Raw genomic sequence first — 22830 nt, 5'->3', positions numbered from 1 at the left:
AATCTATTAGAATACATGTCTATAGAACTATATACTGCAAACCTAACTTGAATGTAAAAAAACCTTGTCGACAAATTTCTTTGTGGACAAGGTTCCTCTTTAATGTTATTCAAAAGAATCGTTCAACCAAGTGTTTCGCGTATATAATACAATTCTCAAGTGTAGGGAAGTTCATGATTTCTCCAGCTAAATAGATATTGTTTTTCCCCTGCATCTGATCAACCCGTTCATAAAATCCCTCATGTAGCGCATTAGAATCCACATGTGGGAAATGCCTCCAACGCTTCATCATATATAGTCGAATGCTCTCTCCGCCCAGCTCGCGAAGTTTATTTTCTACCGTCTCTCGCATTTCCAGATCAGTCATAGCTTCATTCTCTGCTACATAAACCGTAACTAGATCCGTAGTTCCCATATCTGCCCACCGATAGTACCATGCCATCATATGCCCTTTACGTTCAGGGTACATATTCCGGGGGATATAGCCAGAAAGCTCCGGCAACCCCTTCACTCTATACGCATATACCCTAAACCATTCATAGGTTATATTCGCTAATAAAGTTTTGTCCTCACTTGACAGGCTAACTGTATCGCCCATTTGCTCTAAAGCTGCTGTATAAATGACCTTGTCAAAATAAAAGATGTCCTGACTCGTCTCTACTCGAACCTGCCCATCTTGTTCTTGCTCCATAAAAAGCACTTCACAAGTCAGGCGTAGATCGTTTACTTGGTCGGCCATTCGTCTAATCAGCTCAGTAACACCCTTAGGCCAGGTTATCATATGAGTAATTTCAATAAACGACAACAGATTATCATAGCTTAGAAATTTCAGCACATATGCAGCGGGCACATTATGGATACCACCGAATCCAAAAGTATTAAAATAATGCATGTAGACCTGCTCAAGGACAGACAGCTTATTCTCTACACACCACTGCGAAAATGGCTGACATAAATCTGGCGGTAAGTGGAGAAAACCCGGTTCTTGGAGAGACTCATAGCGTTTTAGAATATCCGGCAATCGTTTGAATTCTTGTGTAAACGCCTCTATCTGCTCCATGGGAATTTGTGAAGTTTTTCTCCCATTATTATCAAAAAATCCACGTTCTAACAATGGTCCCCTATCCATAAGATCAAAATCTCTCATAAAATCCATCGTATGTTTATAGGTAGGCAGGCCGATTAGCGTCCCCATTTCATAACTTTTTCCTTTGTACTCAATAGAATGACACTTTCCTCCTACTCTATCCGACTTCTCCATGAGGGTAATGTTGGTATATCCTTTTTTCGCTAATTCATAAGCAGCCGTAACCCCAGAAATCCCTGCACCGATGATTCCAATTCGGTCTTTATTCTTCGTGTTTGTCATCATCCGTTATCTCCTTGTAAATAACCATAATGGCAAAGTTTCTCGTTGTCCCGTATAGGCAAGTGCGACATCCGATGGTATTTTACCTTGATTAGGTCCGTCTGTAATTTGCCTGTTGAAGTTGTAGGTTCTCAAGTATTCATGTAAGCGCTTTTCTAAAATTTCAAAAGAATCTATCGTATCATCTACCCAAGCCTGCTGGTAGAATTCTTTGGTCAACACCGCCGCAAATTGCTGCAAGGGCTGAAATATCTCTGTTTGGTCTACCGTTATAGCGACTTGATTAATATTGTTCTTATGTAAAAATTCACTATATTTATGTTTTCCTCTGTCCCAGTTCGTAATGAATTCACGGCTTTTGTTCGTAACCAGATTATCGATATGAAAATCTAATGTCTTCATCAATGGGAGAACTTTCAGATGCATAAAATCTATAAAATGAATGGTAGATTTCCGATTGTATAGCTTAACTAGACCTAGTCTGGAGTAGGCATCATAAATTACATATTGATATACCTTTCCGACCCTCGGGAAAACTCCCAAATAGCTAATACTCTGCTGACACATATACCCGGGATGAGCATTTATCGGATTCTTCATCTTATAATCTAGTATTTTCCGTTTCTCTTTAAATCCTTTAGTGTGAGTGGATTGTGCGCCATTCCTCTTCTTTGCTTTGATTTGATTGGCGTAAGCTTCACGTTCTATTCGTTTATTTAGTCCGTTTCGACGTAGTACATTATAAATACCGGATTCCCCTATTTGCATACCTTCATCTTGCAGTTCATAAAAGATGCGTTTAGGCCCATCCTCAGGAAATCTGGCGACGTACTCCAAGATCAATCTTTCCGTTCTCTTATCTACTTTATTAGGCATTACCGGCTTTCTTTTCTTCTCCCCAAGTCCATCCATTCCATGTTGTTGATAAGCTTTAGACCACTTATAATAGATCGTCCGGGAAATGCCAAACTCCTTACAGGTTTCGCTCACATTCTTGCTGATGGCCCCTTGCATGAGGATATGATATTTGTTGTTCGCATTCACCTATTTGCACCCCTCCTATCTTTATTTTATACATAGTTAACGTTTAATTCATTACTATTCTAAAAAAAATGGGAGAACGCTCAAAGCGTCTCACCATTCCGAACAAAATGCGTTATGTATTTCCCTGCGGAAATCTCCAAGCAATTTAGTCGTTGGCCATATGCACAGCCGCCATCTATGCCAATTTTATCTCCCAGTGGACTAAACCAGATTTCTTCTGAATCATGCAGATCCATCGTCGAAGTATGACCGAAAACAACCGTTTTGTTAGTGCTAACTACCGGATTCTTATAAAAGGGTTCTCTAATCCAGATAAAATCATAAGGGTCTTGCTGCTTCCAATCCTCTATTAATGGATTAATGCCTGCATGAACAAAAATATGTTCTTCCGTCTCATGATAAAGCGGCAATGTGCTCAGAAAGTCTATATGATGTCTATAGTCCCGCCTAATTTTTTCTTTTAGCTGCATATAATCCTTCCAGCCAAAATCCTTCTGCAATCCTTCGTAGCCCGCCTCGCAATAACTCATCAGTGTATGAAATCCGCCGTTAGTTAGCCAATGGGTATCCAATTTATCATCATCGCTGGTGAGCGCATCGCAAGCCATTTTATCGTGATTTCCTTTGAGAACTATCGCTCCACATTCTTGCTGCAGAGTCATCACTTGCTCCACAATTCCTTTACTGTCCAGACCTCTATCCACATAATCTCCCATTAAAATAAGCTTATCCTCCGCCGGGCGATAATTCACTTTTGATAATAGGGCATTGAATTCTACATAACTTCCGTGAATGTCACTAATTGCTAATATTCTGATGATAATCACTCCTTGCTCTAAGATGCAAAAAAAGATGTTCCCGCAGGTCTGCAGGAATATCTTTTGATGTTGGTCTTTCTATACTGAATCTATAACTAATGGCTCCTCATCCGACTGTGGAAAAAAATGACGGCTTCTGACCTCATGCACCGCTTCTTGAAAACGATCGCACAAAAAGATCAGCTGGTCGATCTCTTCCTTACCGACCTTTTGTGTGATTTCACTCAAAATGCCGGAATAGGATGCCATCTGCCTGCTATAAATCTGCTCTCCAAGCTCACTCAGACAGATATATACGACCCGCCGATCTGTATCGGATGTTGTACGCACTACGTAACCTTTTTCCTCCAACGTATTTGCCATTTGCGTGGCAGTAGGTCTACTTATCTGGAGCAGGTCACTTAATTTAGAAATCATAACTCCCCGGTGCTGTTTGTCACCTTCAGCCGCTTTCTTTTGCTTCATAACAGTGTGAATGACGTACATCATAACAAACTCTCTATACGATACTACATCAATCGAGTAGGGGCGAGCAGTCAGACGCTTTATATTTTCAAGGGCTATGATCAGCTTCTGCTCTTGATTGTCATGGGTATCCATAGGGCACCTCCAATATACCTCAATCTAATTAGATTACTTACCTATTCCCAAAAAATCAAGTCAAATTCAAATTCTCTTTAAATTAAAATTTAATAATTAACCTGTTGTGCTAATTGATGAATTTGTGTATTATACATAAATGATAGTTTGGCTACCTAATTATTACGACATGAATTCCCAAACTACAATATATAGAAGTTAAAGGAGAGGAACTGCTCTGGAGCATCTCACTCAGAAAAAGAAAGTTACAATTATGATTGCTTTAATGGCGGCTATGTTTTTCGCAGCAATCAACCAGACGATTGTGGGCACAGCAATGCCCCGAATTATTGCGATGCTTGGAGGTATTGAACATTATACCTGGGTAATTACCATCTATATGCTCACCTCAACCATTGCTACCGTACTTGTCGGTAAGTTATCCGATATTTACGGAAGAAAGCCCTTCCTGTTATCAGGGATTGTCATTTTTATTATAGGTGCTTTCCTATCCGGATTGTCGACCAACATTTTTCAAATGATCACTTATCGCGGGATTCAAGGTCTAGGCGGCGGGATTCTAATGTCGGCTACCGTAACCGCTGTAGGTGATTTGTTCGCTCCAAGAGAGAGAGCCAAGTGGACTGGAATTATGATGGCGATATTTGGTTTCTCCAGTGTAATTGGTCCTACCCTTGGTGGATTCATGGTAGATCACATGGCTTGGAAATGGATCTTCTGGATCTTCTTACCTTTCGGGATCGTGGCCTTCTTTATGATTTTGAAAATGTTCCCTAAAACCACGCGTTCTACATCTGAGTCCATCGACTACTTAGGCTCCATTTTCCTTTCCCTGACCATTGTTGCGCTCTTGCTCGGCTTTTCATGGGCAGGAACAAAATATGACTGGGGTTCTCCGGAGATTCTCGGCTTGTTTGGGGCTTCCATTCTGGGTCTGATTATCCTGATTCTGATTGAACGTAAAGCTAAAAGCCCAGTATTGCCATTATCCTTATTTAAAAATTCCATCGTATCCATCTCAATGATTGTCGGCTTCCTGATGAATGCCGGTATGATGGGCGCAATGATCTACCTGCCTTTCTTCGTGCAAGGGGTAGAGGGCGTCTCCCCAACTAAATCTGGTTTCATCAATATGCCAATGTCACTTACTATGATTGTACTAAGTACTTTAGTGGGAAGATGGATCTCCAAAACAGGAAAATATAAACGTTATGCTCTAATGGGAATGCCATTCATGGTTGTAGCCATGATATTAATGGCCTTTATGAGTAACATTGCTACGGCTGTAGTCAGCATGATTATCTTCGGGGTTGGGTTAGGACTATCAATGCCTGTATTTACTCTAACCGTACAAAATGCTGTAGCGCCTTCAATGCTAGGTGTTGCTACTGCTACAAATACTTTATTCCGTAATTTAGGTGGAACCATAGGTATTGCCATCATGGGTACCATTATGAACTCCTCATTAACGAAAAAATTAGAGGCAGCGGTGTCTTCTGGCAAAGGTCCGGATTTATCCAAACTTGATCCTGAATCCGCTAAACAGCTTTCTGCCTTTATGAATCCTCAAATGCTGCTAGATCAGCCTAAGCTTAAAGAATTGCATGCAACACTGCCAGAGCAAATCCAGCCGCTCTTCAATCAATTGATTGAGATGCTGCGGAACGCACTAAGCGATTCCCTGACAGTTGTGTTCTTAAGTGGTACGGCGCTGTTAGTTATCGCAGCACTGCTCGTTCTGTTCCTTAAAGAGATTCCATTACGTAGTGGAGAGAAAAAAATGGAGACACACGCAGAGGATAAAAACGGGAGTAAAAAACTCGAAAAATCTGTGCCTGCTGCACATTAATCACAAATAACCTTACATTAGAGATGTCCGTAAACAGCTTAGGCTGTGCGGCATCTCTTTTTTTATAAGAAGGGCTAGGATTCGTTTGGTTGATCGTTCAATTCTTCGAAGTAAACATAGACTCCGTTTAACAGCTCCATTAACGTATCCGTCTGTTCTTTGCCCATGTAATCAATCATACCTTTAAAGGTATTCCGGGATTTCGTTACAGCCATCTCAGCCAGATGCTCCCCTTTTTCCGTAAGCGTGATCTCGCTAACTCGGCGATCCTGTGCATCAGAAGTACGCACCACATATCCTTGTGCAATCAGACTATTGAGCATTTGGGTAACCGTAGGAGAGGTGACTTTCAGAAACTTGCTAATTTCCGAAACCGTCTGTCCCTTCTTCCCTTCCCGTTCTTTACCAAGCTTTAAAGAAACCAACATCCGGACCTCACTTGGCTTCAAGCCCCAAATCGTGGTTTTACGCCAATTCATTCTAGCGAATTGTTGGAAAGCCTCCATTAATCCATCCACATTCTGATATTTCTCTTCGTTCATCAGTACACCCCATAAAATCATTTAACACTAAGTATAGCCTAATATGACGTAAAAAAGAATTGATAGATGTCAGATTACCCATTTTCAAAAAATAACTAATGGGATGTATAATATAATAATCATCCTAAATTGAAAGTGGGTATCTAATTTGTCCTTTTCTTACTCTACCTATGACGCTCTAGGACTTGCTTCACTTGTCAAAGCACGTGAAATTTCACCTCGTGAGCTGGTCGAAGCCGCCTTTGCTCGGTTAGATGAGGTCAATCCGGTCATAAATGCGGTGGTGCGCACCCGTCGTGAAGCTGCTCTTAGAGAAGCCGACGAGATGCCTGTTCAGGATAACACTCGGCCGTTTGCTGGCGTTCCGTTTCTATTAAAAGATATTTCCCAATCTATCGCTGGCGAGCCCATCACTTGTGGGGCTATGCTGATGAAGAACAATGTCGCACGGTGGGATTCAAATTATGTTGCACGAATTAGGAAAGCCGGCTTTATTCCACTTGGCCATACGAATACACCCGAGTTCGGCTTAAAAAACATTACAGAGAATGTCCTCCACGGCCCTGCTCGTAATCCTTGGAATCTCGAATATTCTACTGGAGGTTCAAGTGGCGGAGCCGCGGCGGCTGTAGCTTCTGGTATCGTTCCAGTAGCGGGAGCCAGTGATGGTGGTGGCTCCATCCGTATTCCCGCCTCATTCACAGGCCTATTCGGACTTAAACCCACGCGCGGGCGCACACCAGTAGGACCCGGAGTCGGCCGTCAATGGCAAGGGGCTTCTATTGATTTTGCCTTAACCCGGTCCGTTCGCGATAGCGCTGCTATGTTAGATCTGCTGCAGGTTGTGCAGCCGGAAGCCGCCTTCCAGACTCCGTTATACCCGGGCGTATATCTGGATGATCTGTTTAAGCCTACGCAACGTAAACTACGAATTGGATTTACGACTGCTTCCCCAGTAGGTACGCCTGTCTCTGAAGAGGCCGTAAATGCTGTTCTCAAATCCGTGAAATGGCTCGAAGCTGAAGGACATGCGGTTGAAGAAACAGAAAGTCCTGTGAATGGCACAAGACTGATGGAGAACTACTATACGATGAATGCCGGAGAGGTAGCAGCGATGTTCGTCTCCCTGGAGAGAAATATGGGACGTTCCATAACTGCTTACGATGTCGATATCATTACGTGGGTCCTTGGTGAGACCGGAAAAAATGTTTCAGCGGCCGAATTCGTACATAGTCTGGATGAATGGGACGTTGCAGCCGCCCAAATGGCGGAACTGTTTAATCATTACGACTTATATATAACACCTACGAATGCAAACTCTGCTCCCAAAATTGGTGAATTAACGCATAAACCTGCAGAGATAGCAAAGCTGCTGCACGTAAACGAATTGCCAAAAGAAGAACAGAGCCGCTTAATTTACGAGATGTTTGAGCCAAGCCTAACCTATACACCGTTCACCCAGCTCGCAAATCTGACAGGCCAGCCTGCAATGAGTGTGCCCGTCCATAAGTCAGCAAATGGCCTGCCGCTAGGCGTTCAAGTCATGGCGAACAAAGGCCGTGAAGATTTATTGCTTCAGCTTGCTGCCCAGCTTGAACAATCCGCTCTTTGGGTCGGCATGACTGGAAATCCGCTGTTCACCTGATCAATTAAGGGTGATGCTCTCGCAGCTCAAGCTCCCCTTACTCTTTCCCGCAAATGCCATAGAAGAAAATATGGATGGCTTCCTCGATGAAGGCATCCATATCTTCCTGTTTGCTAGCTTCGTCTAGAAGTTCACCTGCATTACGCATATACATCCCCATTAGTGAAAGTATCCCTTTGGTGGATACTTTATTTGAGATTTCTCCCCGCGCTTTCCCATCCTCGACCATCTTCACCAGCACCGGCAAAATGTCATTCGCATATCGTTCCTCAATATAATGGAACATTTCTTGATCCTCAACCATAAGCTCCTTCACAGTTGCGGGAGATAAACCGCTGTAAGTTTCCCTCTCCATGGTTAGAATGTAACCAATAATCTCCTTTAGAGAATGCTCTTGATAAATGTAATCTTCAAATTCCTGAATTTCCTTCTGAACAAAGTCTTTAAAAGACTCACTAAGCAGCGCTTCCTTACTGCCAAAATAATTATAAATCGTCACCTGAGAGACCCCTGCTTCTTTCGCAATATCAGCGATCCGTAGACGTTTCGGTTCCCAGTTCTTGAGCATCTCCATGGTAGTTTTCATAATTTTGAGTTTAATCTGTGCTGCTCTCTTCTCAAAGCCATTCATAGTTTCCACCCTAACTTCGTTATTAAGTATGCATATTCAAATTTAATGAAATATTCCATTTCAATTATTTCATAATTATATTGACTTCATTAACCACTAGGAATAATATAACATATGAAATATCTGATTCATAATAGTTCATTATTTTGCGGCGGGGGTGGCAGCATGCTGGTAGTAGAAGGCTTAACTAAACGATTTTCGAATGGCAAAGGAATCGAAGATGTAACATTTACCGTAAATAAAGGCGAGGTTTTTGGATTTCTGGGTCCTAACGGTGCGGGTAAATCGACGACCATACGGCATATCATGGGTTTTATGAAACCAGATCAAGGGCATGCGAGTATCCATGGGCTTGATGTATGGAAGGCACAAGGGACAGTCCAGAAGCATATCGGCTACTTACCCGGTGAAATCAACTTTTTTGATGGGATGACGGGTCTTTCTTTCCTTAAATTTATCTCAGCCATGCAGGGAATCAAAAATACTACCAAACGCGAGCAGCTGATTGAACGTTTGCAATTTGATGCCACCACTCCGATCCGAAAAATGTCAAAGGGAATGAAGCAAAAGGTCGGAATCGTCGCTGCTTTTATGCACAGTCCTGACGTTATTATTCTGGATGAACCTACCTCGGGTCTCGACCCGCTCATGCAAAAGGTATTTATTGATCTGGTACTGGAGGAAAAATCAGCCGGAACCACCTTTCTCATGTCCTCACACAGCTTTCAAGAAATTGAACGCACCTGTGACCGCGCCGCAATTATCAAAGACGGACGGATTATCACCGTAAAAAATATTCATGAACTGCAATCGATGCAACGGAAGCTGTTTGAGGTCATTTTTGCGAATAGTGAAGATGCAGTGGATTTTGCCGCCTCCGGCCTACAAGTGGAAGCTCATGAGGGAAATAAGGTCCGCATAGCTGTGCAGGGCAATTATGACCGATTCATCCGGGAAACTGGAAAATACAATATCCGCAGCATCGACGTATTCACGCAAAATCTGGAGGACATCTTCATGGACTATTATGACCGCGAGGGGGTAGTGTAATGAATCTTCCGCTCTATAAGGAAATGATGCGAGTGAACCTGAAAGGAATATTGAATTACGCCTTTGGTTCTGCCTTCTATATTCTGTTTATGATCTGGCTTTATCCTGGGATTGCGGGGAGTACACAAGCAATTGATGACCTTATTAAGGCGATGCCAGAGGGTGTGGGTAAAGCCTTTGGGCTAAATAGCGGTTTTACTAGTGCAGAAGCTTTTATCTCCGGAGAATATTATGGACTTATACTAGTTCTGATTCTATCCATAGTTTGTGTGCAAATGTCAACGCAGCTTATGGCTCGACTCGTGGATCACGGCTCCATGGCCTATCTGCTCATAGCCCCAACTACACGGAGAAAAGTCGCTACCACGCAGGCACTTGTTCTCACTACAGCATTACTCTTAATTATGGGTGTAACCACCCTCGCCGGATTATTAGGTAAAGCATGGTTCCTTGGCAGTGAATATGACTTTAACAGTGGTCGCTTCGCTCAGCTGAATACCGTGGCGTTTTTATTATTTTTTGCGGTAGGCGGCCTTACCTTTCTCGTGTCCTCTGTATGTAATGACGAGAAAAAAGCGCTCGGAATTTCCGGCGCCATCGCCTTCGGATTTTTCACTCTGGATCTACTCGGTAAAATAAGCGACAAACTGGAAGGACTGCGTTTCCTAACCTTATTCTCCTTCTATCAACCCGGGGAAATCGTTCAGGGCAACGTGGAGATTATTCAGGTCTCCAGTTGGCTGCTGTTGATCGGAGTGTTCACCTTTTCCTTGGGAGTAGAGCTGTTCAGAAGACGGGATCTTCCATTATAAGAGTACCTCATTTGATCATCTTGCTTTTACGCGTTCCCGAAGCAACTATCGGACACCGTTGACCTTAAATGCAACTTTATCACAAATTTGTGTACCTAACGGACCCTAAAGTCGTTATTGGCTTGAAGAACAGCAAAAATGAACCTTTTCTAAAGGAATAGCTGCACTGGGGTCCGCAACCTTCCTCAAATGTCCAAAAATTTGCAAATAGCGTCAGCTGAGTCCTTAAGCCTCAGGAGGGTTATAACTATGACTCTTATAAAAAACAACAGAGCAGTGTTTCTCCACCTCTGGGAGAATCATTGCTCTGTTGTTTTATGCGACAAATCCCTTTTTATTTCGTATCCGGTCTAGGTACACCAAAGTTTGGCGTTCCGTCTTCATTCCACTGGATTACTTGCACACGTGCGTGACGATTCGGATCGTAAAGCGGATCACCGACAATTTCCTTATAGCTTCTAGCATGGAAAACAAGGATATCCTGTGTGCCATCCTCAGAGACAGTGAAGCTATTATGTCCCGGACCATATTGGCCGTTTTCCTCAGAAGTCGTAAACACAGGTTCAGGTGTCTTGACCCATGATTTTGGATCCATCAAATCACTATTCTCATCAGCAGTCAACAATCCCATACAATAGTTGTGATCTGTTGCACTAGCTGAGAAAGTCATGAAAATGCGTCCATTACGCTTAAGGATTGCCGCGCCTTCATTCACCAAAAATCCGATTTTTTCCCAATCGTATTCAGGAGTGGTGATGCACACCTGCTCGCCTTTTAGTGTCCAAGGATTCTCCATTTCGGAAATATAAATATTTGAATTGCCAGGGATAGCAGGATCTTTTTGTGCCCAAACGTAATATCTAACTCCTTTATGCTCAAAAGTTGTTGCATCCAAGGCAAAAGATTCCCATTTTGTTTTTATTTGACCCTTTTCGACCCATTCACCCTCTAAAGGATTTGCGGATGAGTTTTCTAGTGCAAACATGCGATGATCAAATAAACCATCTTTCGTATCAGAGGTATGTGCAGCTGCATAATACACGTACCATTTCCCATCAATATAATGAATCTCTGGCGCCCAGATATTAGCACTCATCAAGCCCGTTTCATGCTTAACCCAAATGGTCTTCCCTTCAGCCTCAGCTAATCCTTGAATGGATTCAGAACGGCGAAGCTCAATTCTATCGAACTCCGGAACTGAAGCTATGAAATAGTAGTACCCGTCAGTATGTTTATAGATCCAAGGATCTGCTCGTTGCTCAACTAGTGGATTTTTCACATTAAATTCTCTCACAATGACAACTCCTATATTTATCTCTTTTTTTATATTTGCAGGTCACCAAAACACACCCTTCCTTATAAGAAGTCAAGGTGTATTTAAGTTTAAGTTCATTCGATCTAACCTTTGATACCCGAATTCAGGTTGATGGATTGAACGAAGTATTTTTGTGCAAAAACGAATAGCAGCAATGTTGGAATAATCGCCATGATTGCCGAGCCCATTAATTGTCCGATCATACGATAGTTTCCGTAGATGTCTTGCAATAAGAGCAAACCAGCGGTAATTGGCATTTTGTCTACATCTGTGTACACAATAACCGGCCAGAGGAAGTCATTCCAAGATCCAGTAAAGGAGAACAATCCGCAAACAATCAATATTGGTTTAACTAACGGCAATATAATTTGCGCGAAAATTCTAAAGTCACTAGCACCATCAACTTTAGCCGATTCATCTAATTCTTTTGGGATACCGTTCATAAACTGTCTGACCAAGAAGATATTACCCATACCCGCAAGACCAGGGATAATCATAGCCCAGGAAGTATTCACCCAACCAAAGGAGTCAATGATTTTATAAGAAGGAATCAAGTTAACAACACCCGGGAAGAAGGAGATCCCCAGCAAAGTAAAGAACAATGTGTCTCTTCCTTTAAACTTAATACGGGTGTAACCAAAACCTGTAATCGAAATAACAATAACAACCAGAATGGTGTGAGATGTGGCAATAAACAATGAGTTACCTAACCAACGTAGAATTGGAGCTGTAGAGGTATTGTTTAGGATTGTAACGTAGTTCTCAAAGACCCACTCTTTAGGAAATAGTCTAAAGCCCGAGGATACTACTTCCGTTTGTGATCTAAATGAGGTGGAAATCCCGAATATAACAGGAATGATCCAAATCACACATAGGATACCTAGAAATATATAGGAAATATATTTTGAAATACTTACACTGGAGGAGCCTTTTATTTTGCCTGTTGTATTTACAACTGGATTTACTGCCTGGTTTGACATTTTAGTACACCTACCTTTTCCATTTCCTTGTTAGTCAATTAGTTTCTGCGAAGCTATGAAGCATTTCGGTTCATTACAAAATATTGCAGCGCTGAGATCACCAAAATAACTAATCCCAGTAAAACTGCCATAGCTGATGCCATCCCGGCGATGGACTCACCGTTACCGAAAGCTAATTGACGAATATACATCATTAGAACGTGTGTACTTTGTCGAGGTCCGCCATCGGTCATCATTAACGGTTGGCCGAATACATTAAAGGCACCCGCAGTTGTCATAACAAAGGTATAAATTAATGGAAAACGAATAGATGGCAAGGTAATACTAGTGAATTTTTTAATAGAACCCGCACCATCGAGCTCAGCCGATTCATATAACTCTTGAGAAACGCCACTTAAGGAAGCACGATAGATAATCATGTTGCCCCCAATACCACCCCATAAAGTAATTACAATGATAATAATCCACGCATAGGGTTGATTTGCAGGCCAAGCAATTTGTGATCCAAATAGATTACCAGTGATCCCAAGTTGCTTATTAAAGATCAACAGCCAAATCAGTGCGGCCGCAGAAATTGAAATCAAGCCAGGAATATAAAGAATAGATTGAATTAAGCTCTTCATTTTAACTTTTTTATGTTCCAACGCCACCGCGACCATTAATGGAATAATAATCAGCAACGGAACAGACATAGCAACGAAAATCAATGTATTTTTTAGACCTCTGAAAAATTGAGTATGAAAGGTTGAACTGTTGTCAAAAAGAATAGCCTTATAGTTATCAAAGCCTACCCATACCGGATCACTCATTAAATTCCATTTTGTAAATGAAGCATAAATCCCATAAATCGTTGGCAATAAAATGAAGACAGCAAACAAAATGACATGCGGACCTACAAAGAAAGCAGGTGCCCAATTGATTTTCTTTTTCATAGGAATTCATTTCTCCTTTTGCACAAAGTAATGCACCATAACATGGCACATTACTTCGTACAATCTATTCTATTTTGCTTTATTTTGCTGCACTGCTGCTTTCCGCAATTTTATCTTCAACAAATTTTTGCATCGTTGCCAAAGTCTCATCAATATCAACGTTGCCACGCACGATATCCGCACAGTAAGTATCTACAGCTTCCGCAATGTATGGGTAGTATTCATAGGTGTAAATGTATAGGGATTCGATTTCTTTTTCATCAGATGTAAAGAAGGATTGCATATAGTCTTTGTACTCAGGGCTTTGGTTAACTACGTTACTTGCTACGTTTTGTCCAGCTTTTGCCCATTCCATCGAATTCGTACGAACATATTCCAAGAAGTTAGCAATACCCACTTCTTTTTCGTCTGTTCTCTTATCATTCTTCAACATAGCGAACAAGTGAGAAGAAGATCTGTTGGTGAATTTATCAGGAGTAGGAGAATAAACATTGGTCACGCCAAAGTTCAAGCCTTCAACCCCAGCATGTGCTGTAGAACTCCAAGTTCCGTCTGTCGAGAAAAGTACATTTTGAGATTGGAACATCAAGTAACCGTCTTCACCAAATGGAGTCATCAGGCCAGCATCGGCGATTTTCTTAACATTTTCAAACGCTTGTTTAAATACAGGGGTATTAACAGCCGGTTTTCCATCGACTTGGATATCCCCGCCCAAATCTTGAATTTGAGCCAAGATAACCCAGCCCAGCAAGGCATCATTAACTACGTAATCGCCTTCATCCAATTTACCTTGTAAGGAAAGCATTTCATCAATAGTAACAACGTTATCATCCAAGAAGGATTCAGCGTTATATTTTTTCAGCAAATCTTTATTGTAATACATTACGTTACTATGAATATCAAGAGGAACTGTGTATTGAGTTCCATCGATATTACCAGTGTTCCAAGCTTGTGGTAAGTAGTTTTCAGCTTTCAGTTCAGGTTGTGCTGGCAATACGGTATCTTGCATGGATTCCAGTACACCTTGTTTAACAAACCCAGGAACACGGTCAGCGTGGATAATTGCTAAATCAGGAACACCTTTGCTAGATGCCAAAACTGTAGAAATTTTTGTGTACATATCAGCCGTAATAACATGTTTTACTTTAATTTCGGGATTCGTTGCATTGTAGTTTTTAACAATTTGATCCATATAAGCACCGTCATCACCGGTCAGCGGTGTCCAGAACGTAATCGTCTTACTATCATCTTTACCACCGCATCCTGCCAAAACTGTCGATAATGTTAGAACCGTTGCTAATAAAACTCCAAATTTCTTTTTCATTACTCTCTCCCCCTGCAGCTGTAATGTTAAGATAACCATTCATGTTCACTTTCTTTGAAAACGATTAACTTGAGATTAGTATACATTCATTGTGAAAGCGTAGTCAATAACATTTAAATAAACTTAACAGAATTTTTTTTCGTTTAATTAACCTTTTGATTCATCTCTCGGAGATGAAAGCGATATTATATTTACTTCGGTTACCTTTCATGTTACTTTATATATAGATTAATAAACTTTACAGTATATGAAATAACTTTGAAAGAAGTGGGTAAAATGCAGTTGGAAATCGACAAATCCTCTCTTGTTGTTTACGAAGCTTTAGCGAGTGAAGTACGCATCAAAATTATTCAGTTGCTCTCCAAAAATAAGATGAACATCAAAGATTTGGCAGAAGAACTTAAAATAAGCAGTCCTATCGTTACCAAACACATTAAAAAACTAGAAGATGCAGGGCTCATAAAAACTGAAAAGGTGCCTGGTAAATCAGGAATGCAAAAAATCTCAATCCTTAGGGTGGATCATATTGAGATTAACTTCCCGAAAAAAATCTTTCACTCCTTTGCCTCCTACGAGACATCAGTGCCGATTGGTCATTATACCGATTATGATCTGAAACCTACTTGCGGACTTGCTACGGATAAGGAGTTTATCGGCAGAGTAGACGAACCTAAATATTTCATGGATTCTAAAAGAGTGGACGCAGAGATACTCTGGTTCACGCAAGGTTATGTGCAATATAATATCGCTAATTTCCTAAAAAAAGAGGAAACCTTACAGCAATTTGAAATTAGCTTAGAGCTTTCTTCCGAATTCCCCTTTGCTAATGACGTATGGCCTTCAGACATCACCTTTTCTTTGAATGGCTTGGAATTAGGGACTTGGACGAGCCCCGGAGACTTCGCTGATGCTAGAGGTAAATTCACACCGGAATGGTGGCCACACAATATCAATCAATACGGATTGCTAAAAACGATTAGAATTACAAACCACAATGGAACTTATATTGACGGTGACCCGCTGTCTCAGGTTTCGATTGAGGATTTAGATACGAATTGTGATCGTTGGACCTTTCGGATCGAAGTGAAGGAAGATGCAAAACACGTAGGAGGAGCAACGATTTTCGGAAAAAAATTCGGAAACCATGATCAAGATATCATTTTCAAGTTGTACTATCTGTAAATTTTTCATTTATGATCTAAGCAAAACTGGTTTTTTTGCGGGGGTGAACAACTAATTAGCTATTCTTCTTTAGCTCCCCCCCACCTGTTATGCCCTATCCCCTCTCTTTATCTTGCTGATATATCCCGCCTAGTCATCCATTCACTGTATTTCACTCTTATCCACTTCAGCAGTAATCACCAGTAGTTAAATCATTTGCCTCTATTTTGAATTTATAATTTATAAAAATATAAAAAGATTCATAAATCATTAAATTTCTATTTGACTATTTGCTGATATCATGCTTAAAATGAGAGCATTATAAAACGTTTTCCGTGTTATGGTTTAGTAATACATAAATTAAAACCATTTTCATATTCGAAAAGCGTTTTTTTAGTAGCTATTTATGTAAGCGTTTTACATTTTTTTCAGTAAAGAAGGGAGGAATTGGAAAAATACGCGTGTACAAGCTCTACATCACTAGAATCGGAGGAACATACATTTGAGAAAAACTACTGGTAAACTAACCGCTTCCCTGCTTGCCCTCACTCTATTAGTGCCTGCTCCATTAATTTCTGCTGCTTCTGCAAGCGATTCCAAAGCAGTCGCATTATCCACTCAGCAACAAACTGCCGATTATTCCGGCCACTGGGCACAAAAAGATTTTCAAACCTGGGTAGATAAGGGCTTGATTCTCGGTTACGGAAACGGAATATATAAGCCAAATCAAGAAATCAACCGTGCAGAGTGGGTTACTCTGGTTAATCGGGTCTTTAATTTGCAGGAAAAAGCCGTTATAGGCTTCACGGATGTTTCCACGACAGGTGCTTACTACAGCGATATCCAAAAAGCAACCGCTGCAGGATATGTAACAGGATACAGCGATGGCACCTTCCGACCCGCACAGCAAGTAAGTCGGCAAGAAGCTGCAGTAATGTTATACAGACTGTTCCAACTCAACTCATCTGTTGGCACTTCTGCACCAAAGGATGCTGCTGATTTGCCAGAATGGAGCCAAGAAGCAGTATTGTCTTTACTTGGTGAAGGTTATCTGCAAGGTTACACTGACGGCAGCTTTAAAGGAACTCAGGCTGTAACAAGAGCGGAAGCACTGCGCATGATTGAGAAGCTGGGCGGAGAAATCACGCCTAAGAGCGGAAGCTATTCGGGGATTAACACTCGGAATATGGTTATCAGCAGCCCAGGCGTAGAGTTGAAAAACTCCACAATTTCAGGGAATCTCTACCTTACCGAAGGTATTGCTGAGGGCGATGTCACACTGAATAATGTCACTGTTAAGGGAAAAGTATTCGTTTCTGGTGGCGGTGAGAACAGTGTCGTACTAAGCGACTCCAATGCTGCTGAAATGGTAGTAGATAAGCATAACGGCAAGCTGCGAGTCGTTACTAGAGGCACAAGTGCTGTACCAAACGTACGTGTACATTCCGGCGCAATACTAGAGGAAGATGCACTAACGGGGGCAGGTTTCAGCCGGGTTATTGTTGAGAATACGCTGCCTAAGGATTCCATCCTCAAGCTGAAAGGAAGCTTTGATTCCGTTGAGCTTCAAGCGTTGGGAGAGCCTACACTCCATCTGACAGCAGGCAGTATTGCTGAAGTTACACTGAAGCAAAAAGCCAAGCTGCGTGTAGAAGCAGGTACAGAAATCAAGAATCTAATCCTTGGTTTCAACGATATCCTAACCATCCAAGGCACGGGTAAGGTTATCTTTGATAGCAAGTACAGTCAGTTAATCCATTTTGAAACACCAACTCCAACGGCTACGGCAACCACTGGTACCGGTGGATCTAACGGCGGTTCTGTTGCTACTTCGGCTCCGGAAGTTACAGCTACTCCGGCCCCAACGGCTACACCAGATCCGACGGCTACACCAAATCCCACGGCTACACCTAGTCCGACGGCTACACCTAGTCCGACGGCTACACCTAGTCCGACGGCTACACCTAGTCCGGGAGCAACTGCACCAGCACTCACCAATGTCTCGGTACATGATCCATCGGTGGTAGTGGATAATGGAACTTATTATGTATTTGGCTCCCATATCGATGCGGCCAAATCAGATGATCTGATGAACTGGACACAGTTCACTAATGGTTATACAACACCGGGCAACGTGATTTTTGGTGATCTGTCCAAGAATCTGGCAGAATCCTTTAAGTGGGCTGGCGAGAACGATTCGGACAGTAAAGGCGGATTCTCCATCTGGGCACCGGACGTATTCTGGAATAACGATTATAAGAACGCTGATGGAACAACTGGCGCTTATATGATGTATTACAGCGCTTCTTCTACTTATATCCGTTCGGCGATTGGCTACGCCACTTCGCAAAATATCGAAGGGCCTTATACTTATGGAAATACCGTAATTTATTCCGGTTTCACCAAAGATGAAGCTTATGACAGTGACAGTAAAGTAAATAAGAAATGGGACAATACAAATATCAAGGACCTTATCGACAATGGAACGCTGGAAGGTGTCAATCCAGATTGGTTTAATGCAGGTGGTTTGTATCAAAACAAAACCTATACAAATGCAATTGACCCAACTATTTTCTACGACAAAGACAACAAGCTTTGGATGACTTATGGTTCATGGTCAGGTGGTATATTCATTCTGGAGATTGATCCAGCTACCGGAGAACCTAAATATCCAGGCAAAGATGGAAAGACCGCTGATGGACGTCTTATCGACCGCTATTTCGGAACCCATATTTCTGGCGGAATGACCAAATCGGGTGAAGGTCCGTATATCGTTTACGATAAGGATACTGGTTACTACTTCTTGTATGTAACTTACGGTGGATTGGACTCCAAAGGCGGTTACAGCATGCGGCAGTTCCGTTCAACAAATCCGGACGGCCCTTATACGGATGCAGCAGGACAGAATGCTGTTCTAACTACCGATGGTGACAACACACCATATGGTAATAAGCTGTTAGGAAACTTCATGTTTACAAATCAAAATGCAGACCCGAATTTCCAAACGTATGGTTATGTGTCCTCAGGACATAACTCGGTACAATATGATGATGAAACGGGTAAAATATTTAACTTCTTCCACACTCGTTTCCCACTCCGTGGTGAAACCCATGAACTTCGTGTGCATCAAATGTTCACTAACGAAGATGGCTGGCCAGTAACTGCCGTACATCGTTACACGGGTGAAACTATTGGGGCTGTAGCACGGGATAATGTTGTCGGCTCTTATCAGTTCGTTAACCACGGCAAGGATGTTTCAGGCATTATCAAACCTACAGTAGATATCGAGCTAAAAAGTGACGGAACGATCGTTGGATCGTTAACCGGAACTTGGGAATTGAAGGATGAGTACTTCGCTCATTTGCTCATTAACGAAACGGAAAATGGAAGCACCGTACAACATCTCTACAAAGGTGTATTTGTGAAGCAATGGGATTCCTCACGCCAACAGCATGTTATGACGTTCACCGCAATGTCAGATCAAGGGATCACTATCTGGGGCAGCCAGATGGAATCGATGAGCGTTGAGCAGATTTTGAACAATATTGCTGCAGGCTTGAGTATTGGTGACACAAGGAAAATATACGATGACATCACCCTTCCTACGGAAGGCTTGCGCGGAGCAGAAATTTCATGGTCCTCTTCCAATGAGGCTGTAATTGCTAACAATGGTAAGGTTACTCGTCCTGAACTTGGACTTGGAAACGTTACAGTTGAACTGACTGCTACAATTAAGCTAGGTGAAGTCGCAGTAACTAAGACCTTCACCGCCGTTGTTATGGAAAAAAAGAGCACGCAATTGGAAGACGGCTTAGTAGCTGCCTTTGACTTTGATGGCGACCTTGCAGAAAATGGGGATCGCACAGCTGACGGCATAGTCACCGGAAATCTGATCAACAACACTGAGGATGGAGACATCACTTTTGAGGCTGGTAAAGACGGTCAGGCAGCCAAGTTTGATGGTAAATCCGGTGTTCGTCTACCTGACGGATTAATTCAAAGTAGCGCATATTCGGTAGGGATGTGGCTGAACCCATCCGAATTAAAAGCTTTTACTCCTGTATTCTTCGGTGCTAAAACCGAAACGAACTGGTTCAGTCTCCTGCCATATGGAAACGGTGGAGCAACCACCAGACTCTGGTTCGGTAGCGATACTTGGCTAGATGCTGATACAGGCTTACAAATTCCAGTTAACCAGTGGACGCATATTGCCTTCACTTACAATGCTGGAACAGTCAATATGTACGTAAATGGTATATTGAAATCCTCCGGAAAAGGATTCACAGATATTTTTGATACAGAAAACGGTGTATTTGCTCTTGGTGTGAACTACTGGGATGCACCATACAAAGGTTTGGTTGATAAATTCCGCGTGTATGATAGAGCATTGTCTGCGGAAGCTGTGGGCTGGCTTGTAAACGGTGAGCCTGATACGAACATTAAAGTAAGTAATATTTCATTCAGTGAAGCTGTTAAATCAGTAGCTGTAGGAAATACTTTCACCCCTCAAGTAAGTGTGCTTCCAACCAATGCCGGAAATAAGGCGCTAACTTGGAGCTCTAGCGATTCCAGCGTAGTGGCTGTTGACGCAGCGAGCGGAATAGTAACAGCACTAACTGTCGGTGGCCAAGCTGTAATTACTGCAACAGCGACTGATGGAAGCGAAGTTTCAGCCAGCTACACAGTAAATGTAACTGATGGAAAAGTAGCTCATTATGCTTTTGATGGCGACCTGGATGACTCCTTCCAATTGAACGGAAAAGGCGAAGTTACAGGAGCAAAAGTAGATAGCCCAACAGTAGGCAATATCACATACGGTAACGGTGTCCTCGGTCAAGCTGCAATATTCAACGGTACCTCCGGTATCCGTTTGCCTGATGGATTAATTGACAGCAATACCTACACCGTATCTATGTGGCTAAATCCTGAACAACTTACAGATGCAACAACTACTTTCTTCGGCGCTGCCACTAAAAATAGCTGGATTAGCTTCGTTCCTCAGAACGGTGGCGGTAAAACGTTGTTATGGTCCGGAGAAGCTTGGTATGATGCTATTTCTGCCATGAAGATTCCAGTAAATACATGGACACATGTTGCGTTTACGGTCAGCAATGGTACCGTAAAAGTTTACCTCAACGGAGTAGAGCAGTTCTCTGGTGAGGGCTTCCCGAATGTCTTTAAGAACAAGAACGGCGTTTTCGCTCTAGGCGTCAACTATTGGGATGCACCATTTAAGGGTATGATTGATGAACTGAAGATTTACAGCAGAGCGCTCAAGTCAGATGAAGTACAGGCAGAGTATAGCTCGAACGTAGATTAAGCAAGATTTGATTTGAAAAGAGAGCGGAGCCACAGGCTCCGTTCTTTTTTTAAAGTCCCATATTGTAAAAAAAGTATTTAACTAATATAATCATTAACTATACATCCGAAATAAACGTCGATTTTTATATTGTTATTAATAAATTTCTTAATCATCGGCGATTAGCCCATAAATTTTAATTGGAGGCCATTTATGAAACTTGACCTGTCGGAAGAATCCCTTCCCGTCTATGAAGCTTTAGCCAGCTCAGTACGCCTGCATATGTTGCGTTTGCTTGCCGAAAATCCTATGAATGTTAAGGAATTGGCCGCAGCAGTAAATTTGAGCAGCGCCATTATGACTATGCATGTGCGTAAGCTGGAAGCTGCCGGACTGATCCAGACGCATATGGCACCTGGTCGAAGTGGTCTGCAAAAGATCTGTACTCTAGCTGCTGAAGGAGCAGAAATCACCTTCCCAGGCAGACAGATCAATGAGCGCAAAAGTTATCGCAAGGAAATTCCGGTTGGACATTACTCCGACTTCCTGATCGAGCCAACCTGTGGTCTTGCAACTACTGAGAAAGTGATCGGCAGTTTTGATGATCCCCGCTATTTCTGGGATCTTGAGCGTATGAATGCGGGGATTCTTTGGTTCGGCAAAGGATTTATCGAATATAAAATCCCTAATTTCCTCCTCTCCAGCCAGCATCCTGAGGAACTGATTATAACCATGGAAATTGCTTCCGAAGCACCTTCCATTAATAATAATTGGCCTTCGGATATCACATTCACTCTGAACGGAGTGAAGCTTGGATTCTGGACAAGTCCCGGTGACTACGGGGATAGCCGTGGTAAATATACACCGGCCTGGTGGCCAGCACTCACGAACCAATACGGCTTGCTCAAGCAGCTGCGCATTACAGCAAAAGGTACATTTATGGATGGTTTGAAGCTCTCAGAAGTTACCCTTGATCAAGTGAATATCCGTGACAAACAGTGGTCTTTCAAGCTTTCCGTAGATGAAGATGCCGAGCATATTGGCGGGATTACTCTTTTTGGCAAAGGTTTTGGAAATTATAATGAAGATCTAATCGTTGAGTTGTTCTATACGGATAACCAAGAATAAAGCCGCATTCACCTCCCATTGGAGAGTCGAATGCGGCTCTTATTTTAGCTTAATTCTTTTCGATAAAGGGACCCCACAAGCCACCCCCCGGCAATGGACAACTACGTTCCTTAAGCTTGGCTACTACGGGGATGATGCAGCCGCAAGCGACGCAAGTTACCCCTTCGTGCAGCTTAGGGCAAGTCCCACAAAGGGCAACCCGTTCAGCGTAAACTTCATCCGGAACACAAAACTCTGGCTTAAACATGGAAGAAGACAAGATCCGATTAATCTGCGTTGGCGTAACTTTATAATCCTCTCTGCATCCCTTGCATGTTGATGTTGTTGACAT

18 protein-coding genes are annotated in these 22830 nt (G+C 42.3%); 7 read left to right on the top strand and 11 right to left on the bottom strand.

Going from position 1 to position 22830, the window contains the following annotated elements:
* Nucleotides 1-109: 109 nt before the first annotated feature.
* The 4 genes from NSQ91_RS07995 to NSQ91_RS07980 all read right to left on the bottom strand — a co-directional run bounded on the left by NSQ91_RS07995 (nt 110) and on the right by NSQ91_RS07980 (nt 3831).
* Nucleotides 110-1372 carry an FAD-dependent oxidoreductase gene (locus tag NSQ91_RS07995; RefSeq protein ID WP_076184718.1) on the bottom strand — a complete coding sequence of 421 codons (1263 nt, stop codon included), beginning with the start codon at nt 1370-1372 and terminating at the stop codon, nt 110-112.
* A gap of 3 nt (nt 1373-1375) precedes the next feature.
* Nucleotides 1376-2413, bottom strand: coding sequence for a helix-turn-helix domain-containing protein (locus NSQ91_RS07990; RefSeq protein WP_076126290.1), 1038 nt, complete (start codon nt 2411-2413; stop codon nt 1376-1378).
* Between the two features lie 80 nt (nt 2414-2493).
* Nucleotides 2494-3240, bottom strand: coding sequence for a metallophosphoesterase family protein (locus tag NSQ91_RS07985; protein WP_305953684.1), 747 nt, complete (start codon nt 3238-3240; stop codon nt 2494-2496).
* Between the two features lie 69 nt (nt 3241-3309).
* A complete protein-coding gene (locus NSQ91_RS07980; protein ID WP_076134039.1) occupies nt 3310-3831 on the bottom strand; it encodes a MarR family winged helix-turn-helix transcriptional regulator in 522 nt (173 codons plus the stop codon).
* A 217-nt stretch (nt 3832-4048) separates the two neighbouring features.
* On the opposite strand from NSQ91_RS07980, the gene NSQ91_RS07975 reads away from it, so the two are divergent.
* Nucleotides 4049-5680: an MDR family MFS transporter gene (locus NSQ91_RS07975; RefSeq protein WP_076192880.1), complete on the top strand. Its 1632-nt coding sequence runs from the start codon at nt 4049-4051 to the stop codon at nt 5678-5680.
* Between the two features lie 74 nt (nt 5681-5754).
* Here NSQ91_RS07975 and NSQ91_RS07970 read toward each other — a convergent pair whose 3' ends face one another.
* Nucleotides 5755-6222 (bottom strand): MarR family winged helix-turn-helix transcriptional regulator, encoded by a 468-nt coding sequence (locus NSQ91_RS07970; RefSeq protein WP_076126284.1) that lies wholly within the window; start codon nt 6220-6222, stop codon nt 5755-5757.
* Nucleotides 6223-6370: 148 nt separating this feature from the next.
* On the opposite strand from NSQ91_RS07970, the gene NSQ91_RS07965 reads away from it, so the two are divergent.
* Nucleotides 6371-7867: an amidase gene (locus tag NSQ91_RS07965; protein WP_076303816.1), complete on the top strand. Its 1497-nt coding sequence runs from the start codon at nt 6371-6373 to the stop codon at nt 7865-7867.
* A 37-nt stretch (nt 7868-7904) separates the two neighbouring features.
* On the opposite strand, the gene NSQ91_RS07960 is transcribed toward NSQ91_RS07965, so the two are convergent.
* A complete protein-coding gene (locus NSQ91_RS07960) occupies nt 7905-8498 on the bottom strand; it encodes a TetR/AcrR family transcriptional regulator (protein WP_076126280.1) in 594 nt (197 codons plus the stop codon).
* Nucleotides 8499-8663: 165 nt separating this feature from the next.
* Between NSQ91_RS07960 and NSQ91_RS07955 the strand changes: the two genes are divergently transcribed.
* Nucleotides 8664-9548 carry an ABC transporter ATP-binding protein gene (locus NSQ91_RS07955; RefSeq protein WP_339191141.1) on the top strand — a complete coding sequence of 295 codons (885 nt, stop codon included), beginning with the start codon at nt 8664-8666 and terminating at the stop codon, nt 9546-9548.
* Complete coding sequence (locus NSQ91_RS07950; RefSeq protein ID WP_076281115.1) at nt 9548-10360, top strand: ABC transporter permease subunit; 813 nt, start codon at nt 9548-9550, stop codon at nt 10358-10360. Before NSQ91_RS07955 ends, NSQ91_RS07950 begins: the two co-directional genes overlap by 1 nt.
* Before the next feature lie 334 nt (nt 10361-10694).
* Here the strand turns inward: NSQ91_RS07950 and NSQ91_RS07945 are convergent, their stop codons facing one another.
* The 4 genes from NSQ91_RS07945 to NSQ91_RS07930 all read right to left on the bottom strand — a co-directional run bounded on the left by NSQ91_RS07945 (nt 10695) and on the right by NSQ91_RS07930 (nt 14911).
* Nucleotides 10695-11654, bottom strand: coding sequence for a glycoside hydrolase family 43 protein (locus NSQ91_RS07945; RefSeq protein WP_076184723.1), 960 nt, complete (start codon nt 11652-11654; stop codon nt 10695-10697).
* Between the two features lie 104 nt (nt 11655-11758).
* Nucleotides 11759-12655, bottom strand: a complete 897-nt coding sequence (locus tag NSQ91_RS07940; protein WP_036675639.1) for a carbohydrate ABC transporter permease — start codon at nt 12653-12655, stop codon at nt 11759-11761.
* A gap of 53 nt (nt 12656-12708) precedes the next feature.
* Nucleotides 12709-13587: a carbohydrate ABC transporter permease gene (locus tag NSQ91_RS07935; RefSeq protein ID WP_076138280.1), complete on the bottom strand. Its 879-nt coding sequence runs from the start codon at nt 13585-13587 to the stop codon at nt 12709-12711.
* A 79-nt stretch (nt 13588-13666) separates the two neighbouring features.
* Nucleotides 13667-14911 (bottom strand): extracellular solute-binding protein, encoded by a 1245-nt coding sequence (locus NSQ91_RS07930; RefSeq protein ID WP_036675642.1) that lies wholly within the window; start codon nt 14909-14911, stop codon nt 13667-13669.
* Between the two features lie 276 nt (nt 14912-15187).
* Here NSQ91_RS07930 and NSQ91_RS07925 point away from each other — a divergent pair, with 276 nt between their 5' ends.
* The 3 genes from NSQ91_RS07925 (at nt 15188) to NSQ91_RS07915 (ending at nt 22499) form a co-directional block, all read left to right on the top strand.
* Nucleotides 15188-16093 carry an ArsR/SmtB family transcription factor gene (locus tag NSQ91_RS07925; RefSeq protein WP_076126270.1) on the top strand — a complete coding sequence of 302 codons (906 nt, stop codon included), beginning with the start codon at nt 15188-15190 and terminating at the stop codon, nt 16091-16093.
* A gap of 481 nt (nt 16094-16574) precedes the next feature.
* Nucleotides 16575-21392: a LamG-like jellyroll fold domain-containing protein gene (locus NSQ91_RS07920; RefSeq protein ID WP_076303814.1), complete on the top strand. Its 4818-nt coding sequence runs from the start codon at nt 16575-16577 to the stop codon at nt 21390-21392.
* Nucleotides 21393-21584: 192 nt separating this feature from the next.
* Nucleotides 21585-22499 carry an ArsR/SmtB family transcription factor gene (locus NSQ91_RS07915; protein WP_076100540.1) on the top strand — a complete coding sequence of 305 codons (915 nt, stop codon included), beginning with the start codon at nt 21585-21587 and terminating at the stop codon, nt 22497-22499.
* Between the two features lie 49 nt (nt 22500-22548).
* On the opposite strand, the gene NSQ91_RS07910 is transcribed toward NSQ91_RS07915, so the two are convergent.
* On the bottom strand, nt 22549-22830 hold the full coding sequence (locus tag NSQ91_RS07910) for a DUF6171 family protein (protein WP_076100542.1): 282 nt from the start codon (nt 22828-22830) through the stop codon (nt 22549-22551).

Source organism: Paenibacillus sp. FSL R7-0048, assembly GCF_038004505.1.
In the GTDB taxonomy this organism is placed as follows: domain Bacteria; phylum Bacillota; class Bacilli; order Paenibacillales; family Paenibacillaceae; genus Paenibacillus_AQ; species Paenibacillus_AQ odorifer.
The sequence above is the reverse complement of the archived record's forward strand: the minus strand, read 5'-3'. Positions and strand labels throughout refer to the sequence as shown.

Excerpts from the sequence above, each read along its gene's own strand:
- NSQ91_RS07995 (WP_076184718.1), bottom strand. The coding sequence starts at position 1,372 with ATGATGACAAACACGAAGAATAAAGACCGAATTGGAATCATCGGTGCA.
- NSQ91_RS07915 (WP_076100540.1), top strand. The coding sequence starts at position 21,585 with ATGAAACTTGACCTGTCGGAAGAATCCCTTCCCGTCTATGAAGCTTTA.
- NSQ91_RS07930 (WP_036675642.1), bottom strand. The coding sequence starts at position 14,911 with ATGAAAAAGAAATTTGGAGTTTTATTAGCAACGGTTCTAACATTATCG.
- NSQ91_RS07955 (WP_339191141.1), top strand. The coding sequence starts at position 8,664 with ATGCTGGTAGTAGAAGGCTTAACTAAACGATTTTCGAATGGCAAAGGA.
- NSQ91_RS07935 (WP_076138280.1), bottom strand. The coding sequence starts at position 13,587 with ATGAAAAAGAAAATCAATTGGGCACCTGCTTTCTTTGTAGGTCCGCAT.
- NSQ91_RS07970 (WP_076126284.1), bottom strand. The coding sequence starts at position 6,222 with ATGAACGAAGAGAAATATCAGAATGTGGATGGATTAATGGAGGCTTTC.
- NSQ91_RS07910 (WP_076100542.1), bottom strand. The coding sequence starts at position 22,830 with ATGTCAACAACATCAACATGCAAGGGATGCAGAGAGGATTATAAAGTT.
- NSQ91_RS07940 (WP_036675639.1), bottom strand. The coding sequence starts at position 12,655 with ATGTCAAACCAGGCAGTAAATCCAGTTGTAAATACAACAGGCAAAATA.
- NSQ91_RS07980 (WP_076134039.1), bottom strand. The coding sequence starts at position 3,831 with ATGGATACCCATGACAATCAAGAGCAGAAGCTGATCATAGCCCTTGAA.
- NSQ91_RS07950 (WP_076281115.1), top strand. The coding sequence starts at position 9,548 with ATGAATCTTCCGCTCTATAAGGAAATGATGCGAGTGAACCTGAAAGGA.
- NSQ91_RS07960 (WP_076126280.1), bottom strand. The coding sequence starts at position 8,498 with ATGAATGGCTTTGAGAAGAGAGCAGCACAGATTAAACTCAAAATTATG.
- NSQ91_RS07925 (WP_076126270.1), top strand. The coding sequence starts at position 15,188 with ATGCAGTTGGAAATCGACAAATCCTCTCTTGTTGTTTACGAAGCTTTA.